Origin of the sequence: Streptomyces sp. NPDC050548, from assembly GCF_044457385.1 — a bacterium.
Taxonomy (GTDB): Bacteria; Actinomycetota; Actinomycetes; order Streptomycetales; family Streptomycetaceae; genus Streptomyces.
The window spans coordinates 258,192-277,302 of sequence record NZ_JBITGV010000011.1 but is presented as its reverse complement, the minus strand read 5'-3'; the positions used below and the strand labels follow the sequence as shown (position 1 = coordinate 277,302).

24 protein-coding genes are annotated in these 19,111 nt (G+C 70.8%); 15 read left to right on the top strand and 9 right to left on the bottom strand.

Annotation, left to right across the window (positions count from 1 at the left end):
- The first annotated feature begins 27 nt into the window (after window positions 1-27).
- The gene (locus ACIBJH_RS29250) at window positions 28-1,359 is read left to right on the top strand and encodes an aminotransferase class I/II-fold pyridoxal phosphate-dependent enzyme (RefSeq protein WP_399119857.1); all 1,332 of its coding nucleotides are present in this window, start codon (window positions 28-30) and stop codon (window positions 1,357-1,359) included.
- 59 nt (window positions 1,360-1,418) lie between these two features.
- Complete coding sequence (locus ACIBJH_RS29245; protein ID WP_399119856.1) at window positions 1,419-2,321, top strand: LysR family transcriptional regulator; 903 nt, start codon at window positions 1,419-1,421, stop codon at window positions 2,319-2,321.
- 142 nt (window positions 2,322-2,463) lie between these two features.
- Here ACIBJH_RS29245 and ACIBJH_RS29240 read toward each other — a convergent pair whose 3' ends face one another.
- Window positions 2,464-2,931 carry a pyridoxamine 5'-phosphate oxidase family protein gene (locus tag ACIBJH_RS29240; RefSeq protein ID WP_399119855.1) on the bottom strand — a complete coding sequence of 156 codons (468 nt, stop codon included), beginning with the start codon at window positions 2,929-2,931 and terminating at the stop codon, window positions 2,464-2,466.
- 149 nt (window positions 2,932-3,080) lie between these two features.
- Between ACIBJH_RS29240 and ACIBJH_RS29235 the strand changes: the two genes are divergently transcribed.
- A complete protein-coding gene (locus ACIBJH_RS29235; protein WP_399119854.1) occupies window positions 3,081-3,731 on the top strand; it encodes a cysteine hydrolase in 651 nt (216 codons plus the stop codon).
- A gap of 3 nt (window positions 3,732-3,734) precedes the next feature.
- Here the strand turns inward: ACIBJH_RS29235 and ACIBJH_RS29230 are convergent, their stop codons facing one another.
- Window positions 3,735-4,211 (bottom strand): Rieske (2Fe-2S) protein, encoded by a 477-nt coding sequence (locus tag ACIBJH_RS29230; RefSeq protein WP_399119853.1) that lies wholly within the window; start codon window positions 4,209-4,211, stop codon window positions 3,735-3,737.
- A gap of 293 nt (window positions 4,212-4,504) precedes the next feature.
- Here ACIBJH_RS29230 and ACIBJH_RS29225 point away from each other — a divergent pair, with 293 nt between their 5' ends.
- The 8 genes from ACIBJH_RS29225 (at window position 4,505) to ACIBJH_RS29190 (ending at window position 11,622) form a co-directional block, all read left to right on the top strand.
- The gene (locus tag ACIBJH_RS29225) at window positions 4,505-5,407 is read left to right on the top strand and encodes an SGNH/GDSL hydrolase family protein (protein ID WP_399119852.1); all 903 of its coding nucleotides are present in this window, start codon (window positions 4,505-4,507) and stop codon (window positions 5,405-5,407) included.
- A 138-nt stretch (window positions 5,408-5,545) separates the two neighbouring features.
- Complete coding sequence (locus tag ACIBJH_RS29220) at window positions 5,546-6,301, top strand: HipA family kinase (RefSeq protein ID WP_399119851.1); 756 nt, start codon at window positions 5,546-5,548, stop codon at window positions 6,299-6,301.
- Window positions 6,298-6,714 carry a DUF3037 domain-containing protein gene (locus ACIBJH_RS29215; protein ID WP_399119850.1) on the top strand — a complete coding sequence of 139 codons (417 nt, stop codon included), beginning with the start codon at window positions 6,298-6,300 and terminating at the stop codon, window positions 6,712-6,714. The genes ACIBJH_RS29220 and ACIBJH_RS29215 overlap by 4 nt, the downstream gene beginning before the upstream one ends.
- 142 nt (window positions 6,715-6,856) lie before the next feature.
- Complete coding sequence (fabG, locus tag ACIBJH_RS29210) at window positions 6,857-7,618, top strand: 3-oxoacyl-ACP reductase FabG (RefSeq protein WP_388110003.1); 762 nt, start codon at window positions 6,857-6,859, stop codon at window positions 7,616-7,618.
- Between the two features lie 21 nt (window positions 7,619-7,639).
- Window positions 7,640-8,401 (top strand): SDR family oxidoreductase, encoded by a 762-nt coding sequence (locus ACIBJH_RS29205; protein ID WP_399119848.1) that lies wholly within the window; start codon window positions 7,640-7,642, stop codon window positions 8,399-8,401.
- Window positions 8,402-8,602: 201 nt separating this feature from the next.
- Window positions 8,603-10,180, top strand: a complete 1,578-nt coding sequence (locus tag ACIBJH_RS29200; protein ID WP_399119847.1) for an ABC transporter substrate-binding protein — start codon at window positions 8,603-8,605, stop codon at window positions 10,178-10,180.
- A gap of 113 nt (window positions 10,181-10,293) precedes the next feature.
- Complete coding sequence (gene ung, locus ACIBJH_RS29195; RefSeq protein ID WP_019071064.1) at window positions 10,294-10,977, top strand: uracil-DNA glycosylase; 684 nt, start codon at window positions 10,294-10,296, stop codon at window positions 10,975-10,977.
- 102 nt (window positions 10,978-11,079) lie between these two features.
- Entirely contained in the window at window positions 11,080-11,622 is a 543-nt protein-coding gene (locus ACIBJH_RS29190; RefSeq protein WP_399119846.1) for a hypothetical protein, read from the top strand.
- 27 nt (window positions 11,623-11,649) lie between these two features.
- Here ACIBJH_RS29190 and ACIBJH_RS29185 read toward each other — a convergent pair whose 3' ends face one another.
- Complete coding sequence (locus ACIBJH_RS29185; RefSeq protein ID WP_399119845.1) at window positions 11,650-12,132, bottom strand: hypothetical protein; 483 nt, start codon at window positions 12,130-12,132, stop codon at window positions 11,650-11,652.
- 121 nt (window positions 12,133-12,253) lie between these two features.
- The gene (locus ACIBJH_RS29180) at window positions 12,254-12,766 is read right to left on the bottom strand and encodes a DinB family protein (protein ID WP_399119844.1); all 513 of its coding nucleotides are present in this window, start codon (window positions 12,764-12,766) and stop codon (window positions 12,254-12,256) included.
- A gap of 98 nt (window positions 12,767-12,864) precedes the next feature.
- Between ACIBJH_RS29180 and ACIBJH_RS29175 the strand changes: the two genes are divergently transcribed.
- Entirely contained in the window at window positions 12,865-13,776 is a 912-nt protein-coding gene (locus ACIBJH_RS29175) for a Gfo/Idh/MocA family protein (RefSeq protein ID WP_399119843.1), read from the top strand.
- On the opposite strand, the gene lnt is transcribed toward ACIBJH_RS29175, so the two are convergent.
- The 3 genes from lnt to ACIBJH_RS29160 all read right to left on the bottom strand — a co-directional run bounded on the left by lnt (window position 13,694) and on the right by ACIBJH_RS29160 (window position 16,236).
- The gene (lnt, locus tag ACIBJH_RS29170; protein WP_399119842.1) at window positions 13,694-15,268 is read right to left on the bottom strand and encodes an apolipoprotein N-acyltransferase; all 1,575 of its coding nucleotides are present in this window, start codon (window positions 15,266-15,268) and stop codon (window positions 13,694-13,696) included. The two genes, ACIBJH_RS29175 and lnt, sit on opposite strands and share 83 nt — an antisense overlap.
- Before the next feature lie 77 nt (window positions 15,269-15,345).
- Window positions 15,346-15,837: a nuclear transport factor 2 family protein gene (locus tag ACIBJH_RS29165; RefSeq protein WP_399119841.1), complete on the bottom strand. Its 492-nt coding sequence runs from the start codon at window positions 15,835-15,837 to the stop codon at window positions 15,346-15,348.
- Between the two features lie 111 nt (window positions 15,838-15,948).
- The gene (locus tag ACIBJH_RS29160) at window positions 15,949-16,236 is read right to left on the bottom strand and encodes a hypothetical protein (protein ID WP_399119840.1); all 288 of its coding nucleotides are present in this window, start codon (window positions 16,234-16,236) and stop codon (window positions 15,949-15,951) included.
- Window positions 16,237-16,290: 54 nt separating this feature from the next.
- Between ACIBJH_RS29160 and ACIBJH_RS29155 the strand changes: the two genes are divergently transcribed.
- Together ACIBJH_RS29155 and ACIBJH_RS29150 are read left to right on the top strand one after the other, a co-directional pair.
- On the top strand, window positions 16,291-17,031 hold the full coding sequence (locus ACIBJH_RS29155) for a MerR family transcriptional regulator (RefSeq protein WP_399119839.1): 741 nt from the start codon (window positions 16,291-16,293) through the stop codon (window positions 17,029-17,031).
- 28 nt (window positions 17,032-17,059) lie between these two features.
- Window positions 17,060-17,800: an SDR family NAD(P)-dependent oxidoreductase gene (locus ACIBJH_RS29150; protein WP_399119838.1), complete on the top strand. Its 741-nt coding sequence runs from the start codon at window positions 17,060-17,062 to the stop codon at window positions 17,798-17,800.
- A 41-nt stretch (window positions 17,801-17,841) separates the two neighbouring features.
- Here ACIBJH_RS29150 and ACIBJH_RS29145 read toward each other — a convergent pair whose 3' ends face one another.
- Window positions 17,842-18,021, bottom strand: coding sequence for a hypothetical protein (locus tag ACIBJH_RS29145; protein ID WP_200710564.1), 180 nt, complete (start codon window positions 18,019-18,021; stop codon window positions 17,842-17,844).
- 110 nt (window positions 18,022-18,131) lie between these two features.
- Window positions 18,132-18,410: a winged helix-turn-helix transcriptional regulator gene (locus tag ACIBJH_RS29140; RefSeq protein WP_399119907.1), complete on the bottom strand. Its 279-nt coding sequence runs from the start codon at window positions 18,408-18,410 to the stop codon at window positions 18,132-18,134.
- A 140-nt stretch (window positions 18,411-18,550) separates the two neighbouring features.
- Between ACIBJH_RS29140 and ACIBJH_RS29135 the strand changes: the two genes are divergently transcribed.
- Window positions 18,551-19,111 carry a carboxymuconolactone decarboxylase family protein gene (locus ACIBJH_RS29135; RefSeq protein ID WP_399119837.1) on the top strand — a complete coding sequence of 187 codons (561 nt, stop codon included), beginning with the start codon at window positions 18,551-18,553 and terminating at the stop codon, window positions 19,109-19,111.

The window sequence follows — 19,111 nt, the reverse complement described above, 5'->3', positions numbered from 1 at the left end:
ATATTGCACTAGTGCATAATGCTCTTTGTGCTAGGAGGATATCGGATCGAAGGGCGACGCGCAGCAGACATTGCTGCCGACGTCGAGCGCGCGGTGGGCTCGGGAGAGCTGGAGCCGGGGCAACTGCTGCCTCCCATGCGGGAGTTGGCCGTAGAACTGGGCGTGAATCCCAACACGGTCGCGGCCGCGTACCGGACCCTGCGGGAGCGCGGGGTCATCGAGACCGCCGGGCGGCGCGGCAGCCGGGTACGGCCGAAGCCGGCCACGACCGGGCGCGAGCACATTCGGGTGGAGGTGCCGAAGGGGGTGCGCGAGGTGTCGCACGGCAATCCGGATCCCGCCCTGCTGCCCTCCCTCGCCGGGGCATTCACCCACGCCGCCGAACTCTCCGACTGCGAACCGGTCATGTACGGCGACGACCCGGTCGAACCGGAACTGGCGCGCATCGCGCGGGCCGCCCTTGACGCGGACGGCGTGCCGGCCGGTCCCGTGGCCGTCGCCTCCGGATCGCTGGACGCCATCGAGCGCGTCCTCGCCGCCCATCTCAAGCCCGGTGACACCGTCGCCGTCGAGGACCCGGGGTGGGGCAGCCTGCTCGATCTCGTGCCGGCGCTCGGGCTGCGCGTCACCCCCGTCCGCGTCGACGACGACGGACCGCACCCCGACGACGTGCGCGCCGCGCTGGAGTCCGGCGCGCGGGCCTTGATCGTCACCGACCGGGCGCAGAACCCGACCGGGGCCGTGGTGAGCGCCACACGCGCGCGTGCCCTGCGTTCCGTGCTCCGCGAGCATCCGGAGATCCTGCTGATCGAGGACGACCACGGCCACGGCATCGTCGACCAGCCCCTGCACCCGCTGGCCGGCGCCACCCGCCACTGGGCCTTCGTCCGCTCGGCCGCCAAGGCCTACGGCCCCGACCTGCGCCTCGCCGTGCTCACGGGAGACGTCGTCACCCTCGACCGGGTCCGTGGCCGCCAGCGCCTCGGGCCGGGCTGGGTCAGCCGGATCACCCAGCGCGCCGTGGTCCGGCTGTGGGCCGACGGCGCGGTGGACACCCCGGCGGTGGCCGCCGCCTACGGCCGTCGCCGGGACGCGCTGATCGCCGCGCTCGCCGACCACGGGGTCACGGCGTACGGCCGCAGCGGCCTCAACGTGTGGATCCCGGTACCGGACGAGACCGGCGCGGTCTCCCGCCTCCTCCACGCGGGCTGGGCCGTGGCCCCCGGCGCCCGCTTCCGGATGAGCGCACCGCCCGGCATCCGGATCACCGTCTCGACCCTGACGGCCGACGAGACCGGGCGGTTGGCGGAGGCGATCGCCTCAGCCTGTGGCCGGACGCCGATGCGCGGCTACGCGTGAGGACGTGACCTTGTAGCACAAGCGGGGTATGGCTCCGGGCATCTCGTAGTATCGCTTACATGTTGAACCTGGAGCGGCTGCGCACCCTGGACGCCCTGGCCCGGCACGGCTCGGTCAGCGGTGCCGCCGAGGGGCTGCATGTGACGACCTCGGCCGTGTCGCAGCAGATGTCCAAGCTGGAGCGGGAGGTGGGGCAGCAACTCCTCGCCAAGAACGGGCGCGGGGTACGGCTCACCGACGCCGGTCGGCTGCTCGCCGAGCACGCGGGCCGGATCCTGTCCCAGGTGGAGCTGGCCCAGGCCGACCTGGAGGCCCAACGAGGGCAGGTGGTGGGCGAGTTGAGGCTCTCCGCGTTTCCGACCGCCGCCCGCGGTCTCTTCCCCGCCGCGCTCGCCGCGCTGCGCGGCCGGCACCCCGCGCTGCGCGTCCGCTCCACCGAACTGGAGCCGGAGACCGGTATCGCGGGCGTCGTGCGCGGCGATCTCGACCTCGCCGTCGTTCTCGACTGGTACAACAAGCCGATGCCGCTGCCCGACGGCCTGGTCAAGGCGCCGATCCTCGACGACCCCGCCGATGTGGCGATGCCGGTCGGGCATCCGCTGGCGGGCCGCGACGAGGTGGACCTCGGGGAGTTCGCCGAGGACGAGTGGATCACCTGGGCCGAGGGTGAGTTCTGCCACGAGTGGCTGATGTTCACCCTGCGCTCCCGGGGCATCGAGCCGATCATCGGCCACCGGGCCGCCGAGACGCACACCCAACTGCGGCTGGTGGCGGCCGGGTTGGGCGTCTGTATCGCGCCTCTGCTGGGCCGCAGCCCGATGCCCGCCGGAGTTGTCACCGTCCCGCTGAAGCATCCGGTGAGCCGCCATGTCTACGTCGTCTGGCGCGCGGACGCCGACCGCCGCCCCTCCATCCGCGCGGCGGTCGAGGCGCTGCGGGCGGCGGCCGAGACGGTCGTCTGACGGCTCGCCCGGGGCAAGTCGCGGGCAGGGCTGCCGACTTGCGGGGAGCGCGGCCGGCTCGCCGTCAGGGCAGCCGGTGTGCTCGTGGCGAGGCCGATCCGCCCGGAGAGCCGCCGACGTATGCCCAGCCCGGCGATCTCCCCTACAGCGCAGCCAACTTGCGGAAGTCCCAGGACGTGACCGTGTCCGGCGTCAGCCGAATCCACGCGTGCCGGCCGTCGTACGGCATCGAGTCCAGGCCGAAGTTCTTCTGCGCGAACAGCTTCTCCACCGCGACGAGTTCGGGATGCGGCTCACCCGTGCGCGGGGACTCGCCCACGAACTCGACGGTCCCGGACAGCTCGACGCCCCGCAGCTCGTCGTAGGCGTGCCCGCCGTCGATGACCACGGCGATGCGCCGGTCGCGGCGCAGATCGGCCCAGCGCTTGCTGCGGGTGATCGAGTAGAGCCACAGCGAGGTGCCGTCCCAGGCGAACCAGAGCGGACTGACGTGCGGGGCCCCGTCGGCGGAGACGGTCGCGACGCGGCAGGTGCGCTCGGCGGCGAGGAACCCGTCCAGCTCCTCGGGTGTCATCATGATCTTCCGGCCTCGACGCTGAGTGGCGGTCATGCGATCCCCTTCGGCAACGGCGCGGGCGGCGGGCAGCCGCTTCTGGCGGTGCGTCAGGAAAGGTGGCCGGATGAGCGCCGGTCGTCTTCCGAACGCACGCGATGCTCGTTACTGTCACCCGCCCCGGCCGTCGACGACAAGGGAGAGCCATGCCGTCGCACGCACAACTCAGTGAGATCCTCGACACGGTGAGCACTGCCCTGCTCACCGTCGAATGTCAACAGGGCGTGGTCGGCCCGGACAGCGCGCTGCCCGAACTCGCCCTCGCCGCACGCTCGTCGGGCGCGCTCGCCAATGTCGCCCGGCTGGTCGCCGCCGCGCACGAGAGCGGGGTCCAGGTGATCCACGCCCTCGCCGAACGCCGCCCGGACGGCCGGGGCGCGAACCACAACGCCCGCCTGTTCCGCGCCGCCGAACGCCTGCCCGTCCAGCAGCTGGTGGGCACCTCGGCCGTCCGCGTGGCACCCCCGATCGAGGTCGCCGAGGAGGACTTCGTCGTACGACGGCTGCACGGCCTGTCACCGATCCAGGGCACCGAAGTCGACGCGCTGCTACGGAACTTGGGCTGCCGCACACTGATCGTCACCGGCGTCTCGGCCAACGTGGCCATCCCCAACGCGGTGTTCGACGCCGTCAACCGCGGCTACACCGTCGTCGTACCGAAGGACGCCATCGCGGGGGTGCCCTCGGAGTACACCCCCGCGATGATCCGCAACACCCTCGCATTGGTCGCCACGGTCGCGACCACGGACGAGGTGCTGGGCTGTTTCAAACGACCGCGCAGGGCCGATCGACGCTGACCGTCACGCCAGCGTGATGGAGTCCCCGGTCACGGTGATCTGCTCGGCGGGCAGCGCCTGGGTCGCGGGACCCTGCTTCACACTGCCGTCGGTGATGGAGAACTCGCTCTTGTGGCACGGGCAGCCGATGACACCGTTGCTGATGGTGGTCACGGCGCAGCCCTGGTGGGTGCACTTCGACGAGAACGCCTTGTAGGTGCCCGCCGTCGGCTGGGTGACCACCACGCCCTGGTTGGCGAAGATCTTGCCGCCGCCCTCGGGGATGTCGGTGGTCTTCGCCAGTTCGGTGCCACCGGCGTCACCCTGGGCGGTGGACGCGCCGGCCGTGGTGGTGGAGCCGGAGGTGTCCGAGGAGTCCGACGACGAGTCGTCGTTCGACGAACACGCGGTCAGCGCGACGGCGAGTCCCGCCGCGCCGACCGCCGCCAAAGCGGTGCGACGGGAGGGCGCCGTAACGGGTTCGATCGAATCGCTGGTCATGCTGACGTTCCTTCCAGAAGAAAGCATTTGTGGGTCTGCAAAGGGGTACGGGATACGGATGACCGTCGTTCAGACGGTGTCGAGAGCTTGGCCTTATCGAGATCAGGCAGGCGTAAAACCTCGCTGTCGTTTCGCTGTCGGCCCTGCATAAGGCCTGAACACGCGCCCGGTGAAGCCATGAGTGAACCTCTTCGGTGCGCGCGCCGTTTCAAGTCTCGCCAGCACAATGCCCACACCCCGACGGGTGTCGGGGGCGGGGGCCCGACGAATGGACGGACTTGAACGAGCAGAGCATGAGATCTCCCGGCGGGCGGAACCTGCTGCGCGGCGCCGCGGTGGCGGGTTGCGCGATGGCCTTGTCCGTCGCGGGGGCGACGGCGGCGAGCGCCTCGACGCACGCCGCGCACGCCGCGCACACCGTGAACTACGCCGCGCTCGGCGACTCGTACGCCTCAGGACCCGGCATACCGACCCAGGTCGACGCCACGTGCGCGCGGTCCGACCAGAACTATCCGTCGCTCCTCGCGGCGGCGCGCAACTGGCAGCTGACCGACGTCAGCTGTTCGGGCGCCACCACGACGGCCCTGGCCGGAGCCCAGGGCACGAAGGCGCCCCAGCTGGACGCACTCGGCGCGGACACCGACGTGGTCACCCTGACCATCGGCGGCAACGACATCGGGTTCTCCAGCAACCTGGCCACCTGTGCCGGACTGACCTCCAAGAACCCGACCGGCAACCCGTGCCAGACCTTCTTCACCAGCGACGGCACGGACCGGCTGGCGCAGCGCGTCGACGACACCGCTCCCAAGATCGCCGCGGCCCTGGACGCCGTCCACGAGCGGGCTCCCCGGGCCAAGGTCGTGGTGGTCGGCTATCCCGACCTGTTCCCGGACGACGGAGTCGGCTGCACCAGCTCCGCCGTACCGCTCGCGGCCGGTGACTTCGCCTATCTGCGGGACACCGAGAAGAAGCTCAACGCGATGATCGCGGACCAGGCGTCGGCGCACGGCGCGGCCTACGTCGACACCTACACCCCGACCGTCGGACACGACATGTGCAAGGCGGCCGGCGAGCGTTGGATCGAACCCCTGGTCGCGGCGGCCCCGACCGCGCCCGCCCACCCCAACGCCCTGGGCCAGCAGGCCATGGCAGCCGCCGTGGAGCGCGCCGTCCGCTGCGGCGCGTACCGCCGATGAGTTGAGCGGGAAAGAGGGGGCGCCGGTTGTCCCGGCCCTGGTGAGAGCGGGCGCCCCCCACTCCTCGTAGACTGCTCAATCCGTGCCGGAGGCGCGTCCGAAGCGGTTGCGGACGGCAAGGCCAGGGAGTCTCGGAAAGTGCTCAAGGAAGTCATCGCGACCCGCTACATCACGCCCCTGCGCGAGGGCGGCTCGCTGCCGGGGCTCGTCGAGGGCGACGACTTCGCGCCGTACGTCATGAAGTTCAGCGGCGCGGGCCAGGGCCGCAAGACGCTCGTCGCCGAGGTCGTGGTGGGGGAGCTGGCCCGGCGGCTGGGCTTCCGGGTGCCGCGCCTGGTGACCATCGACCTCGACCCGGTGCTCGGGCTCGGCGAACCCGACCAGCAGGTACAGGAGTTGCTGAGGTCCAGCGGTGGCGCCAACCTCGGCATGGACTTCCTGTCCGGCGCGCTCGGCTACGACCCGCTGGCCTTCGCGGTGAGCCCCGAGGAGGCCGGCCGGATCGTCTGGTTCGACGCGCTCGTCAACAACGTCGACCGGTCCTGGCGCAACCCCAACCTGCTGATGTGGCACGGCGACCTGTGGCTCATCGACCACGGCGCCACCATGATCTGGCACCACAACTGGCCCGGCGCGCAAGCATCGGCGGCCCGCCCCTACGACGCCGCCGACCACGCCCTCGCCCGCTTCGCCCCCGACCTCGCGAGCGCCGCCGCGGACCTGGCACCGCAGGTCACCGCGGAACTCCTCGCCGAGGTCACCGCCGAGATCCCCGACGCCTGGCTCACCGACGAACCCGGCTTCGACACCCCGGACCTCCTCCGTGAGGCGTACGCGGCACCCCTCCTCGCGCGCGTGCCCTTCATCCACGAGCGCATCGAGGGACTCCAGTGACCGAGCGCCACATCATCCGGCCCAGCGAGGCCAACGAACGGGACGTCTTCGAGTACGCCCTGCTGCGCGTCGTACCGCGCGTGGAACGCGGCGAGTGCATCAACGCCGGAGTCCTCGTCTACTGCCGTGCCCGCTCCTACGTCGGCGCCCGTACCCATCTGGACGAGGCGAGGCTGCTCGCCCTCGACCCGGGCGCCGATGTGGCCGGGATCCGGGCCGCGCTCGGTGCCGTAGAAGGAGTGTGTGCGGGTGGTGACGCGGCCGGGCAGGCGGCGCGGGACGACGCCGGGCGGCGCTTCCGCTGGCTGATCGCGCCCCGGTCCACCGTGGTGCAGCCCGGGCCCGTGCACACCGGACTCACCGTCGATCCGGCGGCCGAGACGGAGCGCCTGCTCGACCTGCTGGTGAGGTAATGAATCACACCCGGCCCTGCGCACGTTGACACCGAGTGCCAGGGCTTCTAGCGTCACGTCTGCCGAAGGTACTAAGCGGTCGCTCACCGGCGGGCCGCAGTTTTCAAGGGCGAGAGTTTCTCAAGGGCGAGGAGAACCAGGAATGTCCACCACTGAGCAGCGGGTCGCGATCGTCACCGGCGGAGCGCGGGGCATCGGCGCCGCCACCGCCGTACGCCTCGCGGCCGAGGGCCGTGCGGTCGCCGTGATCGACCTCGACGAGGCCGCCTGCAAGGACACCGTGGAGAAGATCACCGCGGCCGGCGGCAAGGCCCTCGCGGTCGGCGCCGACGTCTCCGACGAGGCACAGGTCGAGGCCGCCGTCGCGCGCATCGTCGCGGAGCTGGGCGCGCCGACGATCCTGGTCAACAACGCGGGCGTGCTCCGCGACAACCTGCTCTTCAAGATGAGCGTCTCCGACTGGGACACCGTCCTGAACGTGCACCTGCGCGGCTCGTTCCTGATGACCAAGGCCGTCCAGAAGCACATGGTCGACGCGGGCTTCGGCCGGATCGTCAACCTCTCCTCGTCCTCCGCCCTCGGCAACCGCGGCCAGGCCAACTACTCCGCCGCCAAGGCCGGTCTGCAGGGCTTCACCAAGACCCTCGCCATCGAGCTCGGCAAGTTCGGCATCACGGCCAACGCCGTCGCCCCCGGCTTCATCGCCACCGACATGACCGCCGCGACCGCCGCCCGTGTCGGCATGGGCTTCGAGGACTTCAAGGCCGCCGCCGCCACCCAGATCCCGGTGCAGCGCGTCGGCGAGCCCGACGACATCGCCAACGCCGTCGCCTTCTTCACCGACGAGGCGGCCGGCTTCGTCTCCGGCCAGGTCCTGTACGTCGCCGGCGGACCGCTCAACTAGGGAACACGGGAACACGCGAAAATGACTGAACTGCCTGAACTCTCCGGCAAGGTCGCCGTCATCACCGGCGCCAGCCGCGGCATCGGCTACGGCGTCGCCGAGGCGCTGCTCGCCCGCGGCGACCGGGTCTGCATCACCGGCCGCAACGAGGACGCCCTCAAGGAGGCCGTCGAGACGCTCGGCGCCGACCGCGTCATCGGCGTGGCCGGCAAGGCCCACGACGAGGCCCACCAGACCGTCGTCGTCGAGCGCACGATGGAGGCCTTCGGCCGCGTCGACTACCTGGTCAACAACGCCGGTACGAACCCGGTGTTCGGCCCGATCGCCGACCTCGACCTGAACGTCGCCCGCAAGGTCTTCGAGACCAACGTCATCTCGGCGCTCGGCTTCGCCCAGAAGACCTGGCACGCCTGGCAGAAGGACAACGGCGGCGCCATCGTCAACATCGCCTCCCTCGCCGGGATCTCCGCCTCGCCGTTCATCGGCGCGTACGGCGTCAGCAAGGCCGCGATGGTCAACCTGACGCTCCAGCTGGCGCACGAGTTCGCACCCGGCGTACGGGTCAACTCCATCGCCCCGGCGGTCGTGAAGACCAAGTTCGCCGCCGCCCTGTACGAGGGCCGCGAGGCGGAGGCCGCCGCCTCCTACCCGCTGGCCCGGCTCGGTGTGCCCTCCGACATCGGCGGCGCCGCCGCGTTCCTCACGTCGGACCAGTCCGAGTGGATCACCGGCCAGACCCTCGTCGTCGACGGCGGCATCCTCCTGAACGCCGGAGTGGCCTGACCCGACGACCCGGGCGCCGGTTTCTTTGCTGTTCCCTTTACGGAACCGGCGCCCGTGTCGAGGTACGAAAACGCGCACAGCGGACTGACAACGTCGTCATGAAACCGCTGATCAAGTGCCCCGTCCGAACCTTGCTCAACCGGCCGGGGCACTGCGGTATGGTCTGCCGACCCTTGGTACGGCGGATCGAGGAGCGTGCGCGTGTCAAACCGGAACCGAGGCCTGCGGAGAGCCGCGGCGATCACGTCGATATCCCTGGTGGCCGGATGCGGGGTGTTCTCGGACGGAAATCCGGACGACCGGGGACCCATCGTCGTCGGCACCACCAGCGCCCCCAGCACGCTCGACCCGGCCGCCTCCTGGGACGGCTCGTGGGAGCTGTTCCGCAACATCTACCAGACGCTGCTCGCCTACCCGACCGGCGCGACCACCCCCGAACCGGACGCCGCCAAGAGCTGCGGTTTCACCGACAGTTCGAACACGGCGTACCGCTGCGAACTCCGCGCGGGCATGAAGTTCGCCGACGGGGACACCCTCGACGCCCAGGCCGTCAAGCACTCCATCGACCGCATCCGGCAGATCGACGTGCCGGGCGGACCCGCAGGACTGCTGGGCAGCCTCGCCCGCGTCCAGGTGACCGGCGCCCGCGAGGTCGTCTTCCACCTCAACAAGCCCGACGCGACCTTCCCGTTCGTGCTCGCCACCCCGGCCATGTCGATCGTCGACCCCGACGACTACCCCGCCCGCTCCCTGCGCAAGGACGGCGAGGTCTTCGGCTCCGGGCCGTACACCCTGAAGTCCTACGACGACGGCAAGCAGGCCCAACTCGTCGGCAACGACCGCTACAAGGGCTTCGCCAAGCGGGAGAACAGCGCGGTGACGATCCGCTACTTCCAGGACTCGGGCACCATGGTGAAGGCGCTGCGGGACCAGAAGATCGACGTCACCTACCGAGGCCTCGCCGCCGACGACATCGTCACCCTCCAGGGCAGCCCCTCCAAGGACCTGCAACTGGTCGACGGCTCCGGCACCGACATCAACTACCTGGTGTTCAACCCCAAGGACCAGTGGGCCAAGAACCCCGCCGTCCGCAAGGCCGTCGCCCAGGTCGTCGACCGAGGGGCGATCACCCACAAGATCTACCGCGACACCGTGGACCCCCTCTACTCCATGGTCCCGAAGGGCCTGACCGGCCACACCACCGCCTTCTTCGACGACTTCGGAGACCCCAGCGTCCCCAAGGCACGGAAAATCCTCACCCGCGCGGGCATCACCGACCGCGTCCCGCTCACCCTCTGGTACACCAGCGACCGCTACGGCTCCGAGACCGCCCTGGAGTTCAAGGAACTCAAGCGCCAGCTCGACGCCTCCGGGCTCTTCACGATCACCCTGAAGAGCCGCCCCTGGAAGACCTATGTGACGGGCTACCAGAAGGGCGAGTACCCGGTGTTCGGGCGCGGCTGGTTCCCGGACTTCCCCGACGCCGAGAACTTCATCGCACCCTTCGTGGGACAGCAGAACGCGCTCGGTACGCCCTACCCCTCGCCGAAGATCACCGGCGTACTGCTGCCCGAGTCCCGCAAGGAGACCGACCGGGCCGACGTGGTCAAGGAGTTCGAGGAGGCCCAGCAGATCCTGGTGGACGACACCCGGCTGCTGCCGCTGTGGCAGGGCCGGCAGTACGTGGCCGCCAGCGACGACATCTCCGGCGGGGAACAGGCCCTCGACCCGTCGACGATCATGATGATGTGGCAGCTGTACCGCAAGACGAGCTGGTGAACCGGATCGCGGCACCGGTTGTCAGTGGTCGCCTGTAGGTTCTGGGACATGGAGGCGACCGCACCGCGCGGTCGCTCCGCATCGCAGTCGCCGCACACGGTAAGGAAGTTGACGTGACCGACATCTCCATGCTCCCCGAGTCCTGGCGCGGAGTCCTGGGCGACGAGCTTCAGCAGCCCTACTTCAAGGAGCTGACCGAGTTCGTCGAGGAGGAGCGGGCGAAGGGTCCGGTCTACCCTCCGCGCGAGGAGGTCTTCGCCGCCCTGGAGGCGACCCCGTACGACCAGGTGAAGGTGCTGGTCCTCGGCCAGGACCCGTACCACGGCGAGGGCCAGGGACACGGCCTGTGCTTCTCGGTCCGCCCCGGCGTGAAGACCCCGCCCTCCCTGCGGAACATCTACAAGGAGATGAAGGAGGAGCTGGACCTCCCGATCCCGGACAACGGCTATCTGATGCCCTGGGCCCAGCAGGGCGTCCTGCTGCTCAACGCGGTGCTCACGGTCCGCTCCGGCGAGGCCAACTCCCACAAGGGCAAGGGCTGGGAGAAGTTCACCGACGCGGTGATCCGCGCGGTGGCCGACCGCCCCGACCCGGCGGTCTTCGTCCTGTGGGGCAACTACGCGCAGAAGAAGCTCCCCCTCATCGACGAGGAGCGGCACGTGGTGGTCAAGGGCGCGCACCCCTCCCCGCTGTCCGCCAAGAAGTTCTTCGGCTCCCGCCCGTTCACCCAGATCGACGAGGCCGTCGCCAAGCAGGGCCACACCGCGATCGACTGGCGCATCCCGAACCTGGGCTGAGCCCGCCGGGCCGGTCCGGGGCCGCCTGACGGCGATTGTCAGTGGCGCCCGTTAGCTTCGACAGGGACGGCTAACGGTGGCTGACAAGGTGCGGAGGACGCTGTGACGGAGCGACAGGAGCAGGCGGCGCCGGACGCTCTGCTGACGCGGGTCGGACAGATCGTCATGCTGCACCACGGCGGCGACCGAGAGGAGGCCAGGGAGCGGCTGCTCGGCCTGTGGGCGGAGCTGGGTGAGGACGGCGACCCACTGCACCGCTGCACACTGGCCCACTACCTGGCCGACACCCAGGACGACCCGACCGACGAACTCGCCTGGGATCTCAGGGCGTTGTCGGCGGCGGACGAGCTGACGGACGGGCGGGAGGCCGACGACCCCGACGACGTGGGCCGGGAGGGGGCGGGCGCGGTGCGCGGCTTCTACCCCTCCCTGCATCTCAACCTCGCCGCCGACTACATCAAGCTCGACCGCCCGGACGCCGCCCGCACCCACCTCCGCCGCGCCCGCGACGCCTGCACAGTCCTCGCGGACGACGGCTACGGCAACGGGGTGCGGGCCGCGATCGGCCGGCTGGAACTGCGGCTCGACACCGAGGGCGGTGCGGCCGGGGAAGGGAACTGGGGGCCGCCGAGACAGCGGCCCTAGAGTCCGGCCGATCTGTTCCCGTCGGCCTCAACGCCCGTACGTCTGACCGCAGATGATCGACTGCGGACTGTCCGACTGCCAGCCGCCGTACTTCCTGCCCAGGGCGCACACGTCCGACGTGTTCTTCGGCACCGACTTGACCACGTCCGGGATGTCCGCGCCCGGCTGCGTGGGACGGCGTGGCTTGGTGTGCGGGTGGGGATGAGGATGCGGGTGCGAGCGGGGGACCGGTACCGGCGCCTGCGCCGCCCGTGAGGGCGGGGCCGGCGCGTGGTGCGGTGGATGCGCGACCGGTTTCGGGCGGTGCGAGGGGTCGATCAGTTCCAGCGCCTCCCGGGCCGGAGCCTGTACGACCTGCGGCTCCGCGCTGCCGTCCGGGCGCGGCACCGACGCTTGGGACGGTGCGGCCGGGGGAGCGGGAGCCGGTGGCCGCTGGACGGTCACACAGCCGGACAGGGCCGAGACAGCCACGGTGACCAGGAGCGTTGCGGTGGTCGTCGTTCGATGCACCCGCGCAACTCTGCTGGTTCCGGCCCTGTTTGGGACAGCGGACGGGCGGATGATGCCCCACACGGGTGATCTCCGCCCCCTTACGGACGGCCCGCGCCCGCCCCGGGTGACGTGGTGTCGGTCAGTCTCCGGTGCTGCCGTCGATCCGCTCCCGGAGCAGATCGGCGTGGCCGTTGTGCCGCGCGTACTCCTCGATCATGTGGGTGTAGATCCAGCGCAGGTTGAAGCGCTCGCCGGTGCGCCGGTGCTTGCCCACGGAGATGTCGTCCAGGGTGAACCGGGCCGCGTGCGCGTTCGCGGCCTCGATCTCGGCCCGCCAGGTCGCGTGCGCCTCCGTCCAGGTGTCCGTCTCGGTGGTGTGGAAATCGCCGTCCGGGTCCTCTTCGGTGAAGTAGATCGGGTCCGCCTGCTCGTCCGCCATGACCTTGCGGAACCAGCCCCGCTCCACCTCCGCCATGTGCCGCACCAGACCCATGAGCGACAGCTCGGACGGCTCCACGGCAGTGGTCCTCAGCTGTTCGTCGGTCAGGCCCTCGCACTTCAGGGCCAGGGTCTCGCGGTGATAGTTGAGCCATCCGTCCAGCATGGTGCGTTCGTCGGCGGTGGTCGAAGGTTCACTGCGCTCGATCGTCATGCCCGCATCCTCGCGCTCCCGGTCCGCCCGCACCACCGGATATCGCCCCGCCCTATGCTTCCGGGAACGTACCGCTGGGCGAGCGCCAGGGAGGCTCCGTGAAGGTCGGCTGCATCGGACTCGGTGACATCGCGCGGAAGGCCTACCTGCCGGTTCTCGGCGCCCTGCCCGGTGTCGAACTGCATCTGCAGACCCGCACCCCCGCCACCCTCGCCCGCGTCGCCGAGAGCCTCCACCTGCCGGCGGACCGGCGCCACACGGACCTCGACGCACTCCTCGCGCAGGACCTCGACGCCGCGTTCGTGCACGCGCCCACCACCGCGCACCCCGAGATCGTCACCCGGCTGCTCGCGGCGGGCGTACCGACGTACGTCGACAAGCCGCTCGCCTACCAACTCGCCGACTCCGAGCGCCTGGTGCGGCTCGCGGAGGAGCGGAACGTGTCGCTCGCGGTCGGCTTCAACCGCCGTTACGCCCCCGGGTACGCGCAGTGCGCCGACCATCCGCGCGAGCTGATCCTCATGCAGAAGAACCGGATCGGGCTCCCGGAGGAGCCGCGCGCGATGATCCTGGACGACTTCATCCACATCGTGGACACCCTGCGGTTCCTGGTGCCCGGGCCGGTCGACGACATGACCGTGCGCGCCCGCACCCAGGACGGACTGCTGCACCACCTCGTGCTCCAGCTCTCCGGCGACGGCTTCACCGCGCTCGGGGTGATGAACCGGCTCAGCGGCTCGGTGGAGGAGATCCTGGAGGTCTCCGGCCAGGACACCAAGCGCCAGGTCGTCAACCTCGCCGAGGTCGTCGACCACAAGGGCCAGCCGACCGTACGGCGCCGCGGGGACTGGGTCCCGGTGGCCCGGCAGCGCGGCATCGAGCAGGCCGTGCTCGCCTTCCTGGACGCCGTACGGGCGGGGAAGGTGCTCAGCGCCCGGGACGCGCTGGCGACTCATGAACTGTGCGAGCGGGTGGTACGAGCGGTTGCGGAGCGGTCCGCCGCAACCTGAACGCCGTCGCGCCCTCACCGGCGCACATCGCCGCCAGCACCAGCAGGGCCAGGCCCACCGGCCAGGCGCCGTAGCGGACGAACGGCGTGATGCCGTGCGCGAGCGGGACGTCGTAGACCTGAGTCGTGTCCGAGTCCGTGCCGAGCCAGGCGCCGATGCGTTCGCCGCTCGGGCCGTAGACGGCGGAGACGCCGGTCAGGGTGGCGTGGACCATCGGGCGGCCGGTCTCGGCGGCGCGCAGGGCGGCGAGGGTGGCGTGCTGTTCGGGGGCCCAGCTGTTCTGGAACGAGGATGTCGACGACTGGGCGAGGAGGACGTCGGCGCCGTCCTGGGCGAGATGGCGGCTCATGTCGGGGAACGCGGTCTCGAAGCAGATCAGCGGGCCGATGCGCAGCCCGTGCCCCACGTTCATGACGACCTGCTCGGTGCCGTGCCTGCGGTCCACGCCCGCCGCCTTGCCCACGGAAGTGGCCCAGCCGAGCAGCGAGCGGAACGGGATGTACTCCCCGAAGGGGACCAGCCGCATCTTGTCGTAGCGGTCTCCGGTGAGCCCCTGCGGACCGACGAGGACGGAACTCTTGTAAATGCCGGGTTTGTCGGAGCGCTCGGCGTCCACGTTGACCAGGATGTCGGCGCCGGTCTCCTTGGAGAGGGCGGCGATACGGCGGGCGAGATCGGGCCGCTTGGTGAGGTCGAAGCTGACGCTGCTCTCGCCCCAGGCGATCAAGTCGACGTGCTGCCCGGCGAGTTGGCGGGTCAGCTGCTCCTCGCGGTCGAAGCGCCGGTCGCCGCTGTCGTCGCCGTCGATGATCCCGGGCTGTACGACGGCGATCCGGACCCGGCCGTCGACGTCGGGGCGCGGGGACCACACCCAGGCCGCCGAGGTCACGGCGGCGGTGGCGACGAGCCCGGCGACGGCCGGCACCCGCACCGCGCGGACCGCGACCAGCACCGCGACCGCCACATTGACGGCCACCACCAGGAAGCTCAGCAGCCACACCCCGCCGACGGAGGCGAGCCGCAGCGCCGGTTCCACCTGCCACTGGGTGGAGCCGAGCAGCCCCCAGGGACCGCCCAACCCCTGCCAGGACCGGACCAGTTCGACCGTCAGCCAGCCCGAGGGCAGGACCAGGAGCGCGGCGGCGCCCCGCCGAGGTGACGGCACGCCACCGAGGAAGCGGCGCACCAGCCATCCCCAGGGCGCCCACAGCGCACCCAGCAGGCCCGCGATGACCACGATGAACACGCTCAGGCTCGGCACCAGCCAGCTGTGCACGGCCAGCATGAAGCCGAGCCCGCCGAACCAGCCGTCGTAGACGGCCCGTCGTGGGGTCGGCGCCGAGCGGGTCAGCAGGATCCAGGGGACGAGTGCGACGTAGGCGAACCACCACCACGACGGCGCCGGGAACGCGAACACGGGCAGCCCGCCCGCGAGTACGGCGAGCAGCGAACGCCGCCAGGGGGAGACGAGCCAGTCGCCGAAGGTCTTCATATGAACCCCCTACCCGCTGGTGGCTCCAGTGTGCGTGTCACGGACGATTCCGGACAGCGAACGCCCACCCGGTCGTCTCAGTTGACCACGGCCTCCGGGTGCCGCTCCGGAAGACGCCGCCACTTCTCCGCCACGACGACCCCGGTCAGCCGCCAGCCGTCGTACGTCCGCAGCAACCCGAACTCGTACCGCCCGCCGCACACGAAGTCGGGCGCGGTGGACGTGTCACTGCTGTCTTCCTTGGCGAAACGCATCGGATTGACGTAGTCGGCCTGGACACGCGCGGTGTCGTCGGTGTTCTGGTCCAGGGCGCCGAAACGGATGCGCCGGTTCACGATCAGATGCTGCCGCATCGGGAACAGCCGCATGCTCTCGGCGAGCCACCCGGAGATCTCCTCCGCGTTCCCCTCGATGCCTCCGGCGGACCGGTAGTCGGCCCGCCCGTTCGGCGCGAACAGTTTTCGGTACGCCTCCCAGTCGCCGTCGTCCACCGCCACCGCGTACTCGGTGATCACTTCGTCCACGGCCAGCCGGTCCATCACGATCGCCAGTTCCACACGCTGCGTCATCGGGCAAGTGTTGGTCACGCGGTGTGTCGAGCCAAGGGGTACGCGGGGACAACGTGGGGAACATTCGGTGGTGTTCGGACAGGCGTGCGCCCCCGGGCGTGGCCGGATCCCTCACTCCCGCTGCCCGTCGGCGGGCGCCTTCAGTAGCCGTTCCAGCTCCTGGCCTGCTTCTTCGTACCCGGCGTCGGAGATCCGTTGCAGCTCGCGCAGGTCCCCGGCCGCGGCCGCGCGCCGCGTGAGCAGGAACCCGGCACGCGAGGATCCCTCGTCCAGCAGTTCGCTCAGTTCCGCCAGGTCACCGGCCTCGTCGGCGAGGTCGGCCAGCCGGTCCAGGGCGGTCTCGTTGCCCTCGTCGGCCAGCTCGCGCAGGGTCTGCCGGTCGATGTTCGCGTTCGTCATGCCCCCATGCTGCGACCCTGCCCCAGGGGCGGGGTCAAGTGGGACGATGGCCGGGTGATCACCATCGGGCAGCTGGCCGGACATGTCGGAGTCTCGGTCAAGACCGTCCGCGTCTATCACGCCAAGGGACTGCTCCCCGAGCCCGAACGCGACGCGTCCGGATATCGCCGCTACGGCGCGCACGACGCCGTCGACCTGATCAAGATCCGCACACTCGCCGAAGCCGGCGTCCCCCTCGCCCGGATCCGCGAGCTGAGATCGGCGGGCGAGGAGGAGTTCCGGCGGGCACTGCGCGACATCGACGACGACCTCACCGTCCGCATCCGCGAGCTGCGGGCAACGCAGGGCCGCCTGCGCAGGCTCGCCGCCGGAGACCTGACACCGCTGCCCGAAGAGGTGGGCGCCCACCTGGAGGACCTGGCCGGCTGGGGGTTCACCTCACGCTGGGTGGACCTGCAACGCGACCTGTGGATCCTCGTCTTCGCCACCCACCCCGACCAGGCGATCACCCTGTTCCACGACCAGGCCGGGACATTGGCCGACCCGGCGCTGCGGCAGCTCTTCCTCGACTACGACCGCGCGCACGACCTGGCCCCCGACGATCCCCGCGTCGACGACCTCGCCCGTCGTATCGCCGAGGCGCACCGGGAACGCTACGCCGGCGCCGAACCGCCCGGGCCGGCCGCGGACTCCGAGATCCCCGCCCTCGTCCAGGGCACGGTCAACGCCTCGTCCCCGGCCTGGCGGCGACTCGACACACTCATCCGCGCCCGGCTGGGACCGGCCACCACCTGAACTGCTCCGCCCCTGAAGGGAAGTACGCATGAAACGTCTCGTCACGGTCGTCACCGGAGGCAGCCGGGGAATCGGCGCCGCGACCTGTCTGCGGCTCGCGGAGGACGGGCACGACGTGGTCGTGGGATATCTCCGGGACGCGAAGGCGGCCGAGCAAGTGGCGGACAGAGTACGGCAGTCCGGGGCACGAGCCGTGTGTATCGGCGCGGACACGTCCGTGGAGGCGGACGTGGAGCGGCTGTTCACCTCGGCGGAGCAACAACTCGGGCCCGTCACCGGGCTGGTGAACAACGCCGGGGTGACCGGCCCCTTCGGCCGGCTCGCCGACATCGACACCGCCGACCTGCGCCAGGTCGTCGAGGTCAACCTCCTTGGCACACTGCTGTGTTCACGCCGCGCCGCGCGGGCCATGACGGCCCGGGGCAACGGCGTGATCGTGAACGTGTCGTCGTCCGCCGCCACGCTCGGCAGCCCCGGGGACTACGTCCACTACGCCGCGACGAAGGCCGCCGTGGACACCCTCACCATGGGCCTGGCCAAGGAACTCGGCCCCGACGGCATCCGCGTCAACGCGGTCGCACCCGGCATCGTCGACACCGAGATCCACGCGAGAATGGGCGACCCCGACCGCGCGCGACGCGTGTCCGCGTCGATCCCGCTGCGCCGCCCCGGACAGCCCGAGGAGATCGCCGCGGCCATCGCCTGGCTGATGTCACCGGACGCGTCGTACACGACGGGCACGGTGGTGCGGGTGTCGGGCGGACGGTGAGGGTGGCGACGGGGCGGTGCTGGGGTGTGGCCGCGCACCGCTCAGGCGGCCTCGATGACCCCGTCGCGTATCGCGGCGGCCCACTCGACCACCAACAGCTCGTATTCCTCCCGCTCCTGGGTGGAGAGCGACCCGCCCGCGCGCAGCCAGAGAGCCCGGATCTGCTCGTTCACCTCGTAAGCAGACCGCACGGAACCAGGGGTCACGGAATCGGGGGACATGCGGAACAGCCTAGGGGCAAGGACTGACACTGCGCTACCGGACGGCTACTCAAACCGTATGGGGTTGGTCACGGGCGCCGCGAACCGAGCGCCCGGCGAGGCGAGTTGGTTCATGTCCGCCGCTCGGCCCACACCCGCGACCAGTCCAGCAACGGCCCCATCGCCGTCACCAGGTCCGCGCCCAGCGGGGTCAACTGCCAGGCCCCGTCCGGTGTCTGACCCGCGATGTCCGACTCGCGCAACTCCGTGAGGCGGGTGGACAGGACGCTGGAGGACATGGCGTCGCAGTGGCGTTGCAGATCGCGGAAACCGATCGGGGCGGGGTGACGGTGGAGTTCCCAGATCACGCGGAGGGTCCAGCGGCGGCCGAGGAGATCGAGCGCGGCCATGACGGGGCGGCCGGTGGTCGATCCGCGCACGGGGCGGCCGGGCAGCGGGGTCGGTTCCAACAGGGCCTCCTCACACGGCTGGTGGTGATCGCCTGCTTCACTCTTGCGCTTCGATTTCAGAAGCGCAAGAGTCGGTGGACATGAAACAGCGCATCGAAGGAGTCACCCCGCCCTACACTCCCGACACGGACCGCGCCCTGCACCGCTGGATGCCGCCCGGCGTCACCCACGAACCCCTCATGCTCTTCAAGGTGCTCGAACGCCACCCCGAACTCGCCTCCCGCATGCGGGCGTTGGGCGCCGGACTCCTCGTCCACGGCCGCCTGGGCGCCGCCGACCGCGAACTCGTGATCGCCCGCGTCTGCGCCCGCGCCGGCTGCGCCTACGAGTGGGGCGTCCACATGGCGGCGTACGCCGAAGCGGCCCAACTCACCCCGGAGCAGGTCACCTTGACCGTGACCGGTACTCCGGACGACCCGGTCTGGTCGGCACGGCAGTCCGCGCTGCTCCGGGCCGTCGACGAACTCGACGCCGGCGCACGGCTGAGCGACCCCGTCTGGTCCGGCCTGCGGGAGTACCTCGACGAGCCCGAGGCCCTCGAACTCCTCGTGCTGGCCGGGTGGTACCGCACGATTGCCTACGTAGCCAACGGCATTGGGATCGCCCCCGAGCCCTGGGCCCTCGCCCTGCCCGAGCGGTAG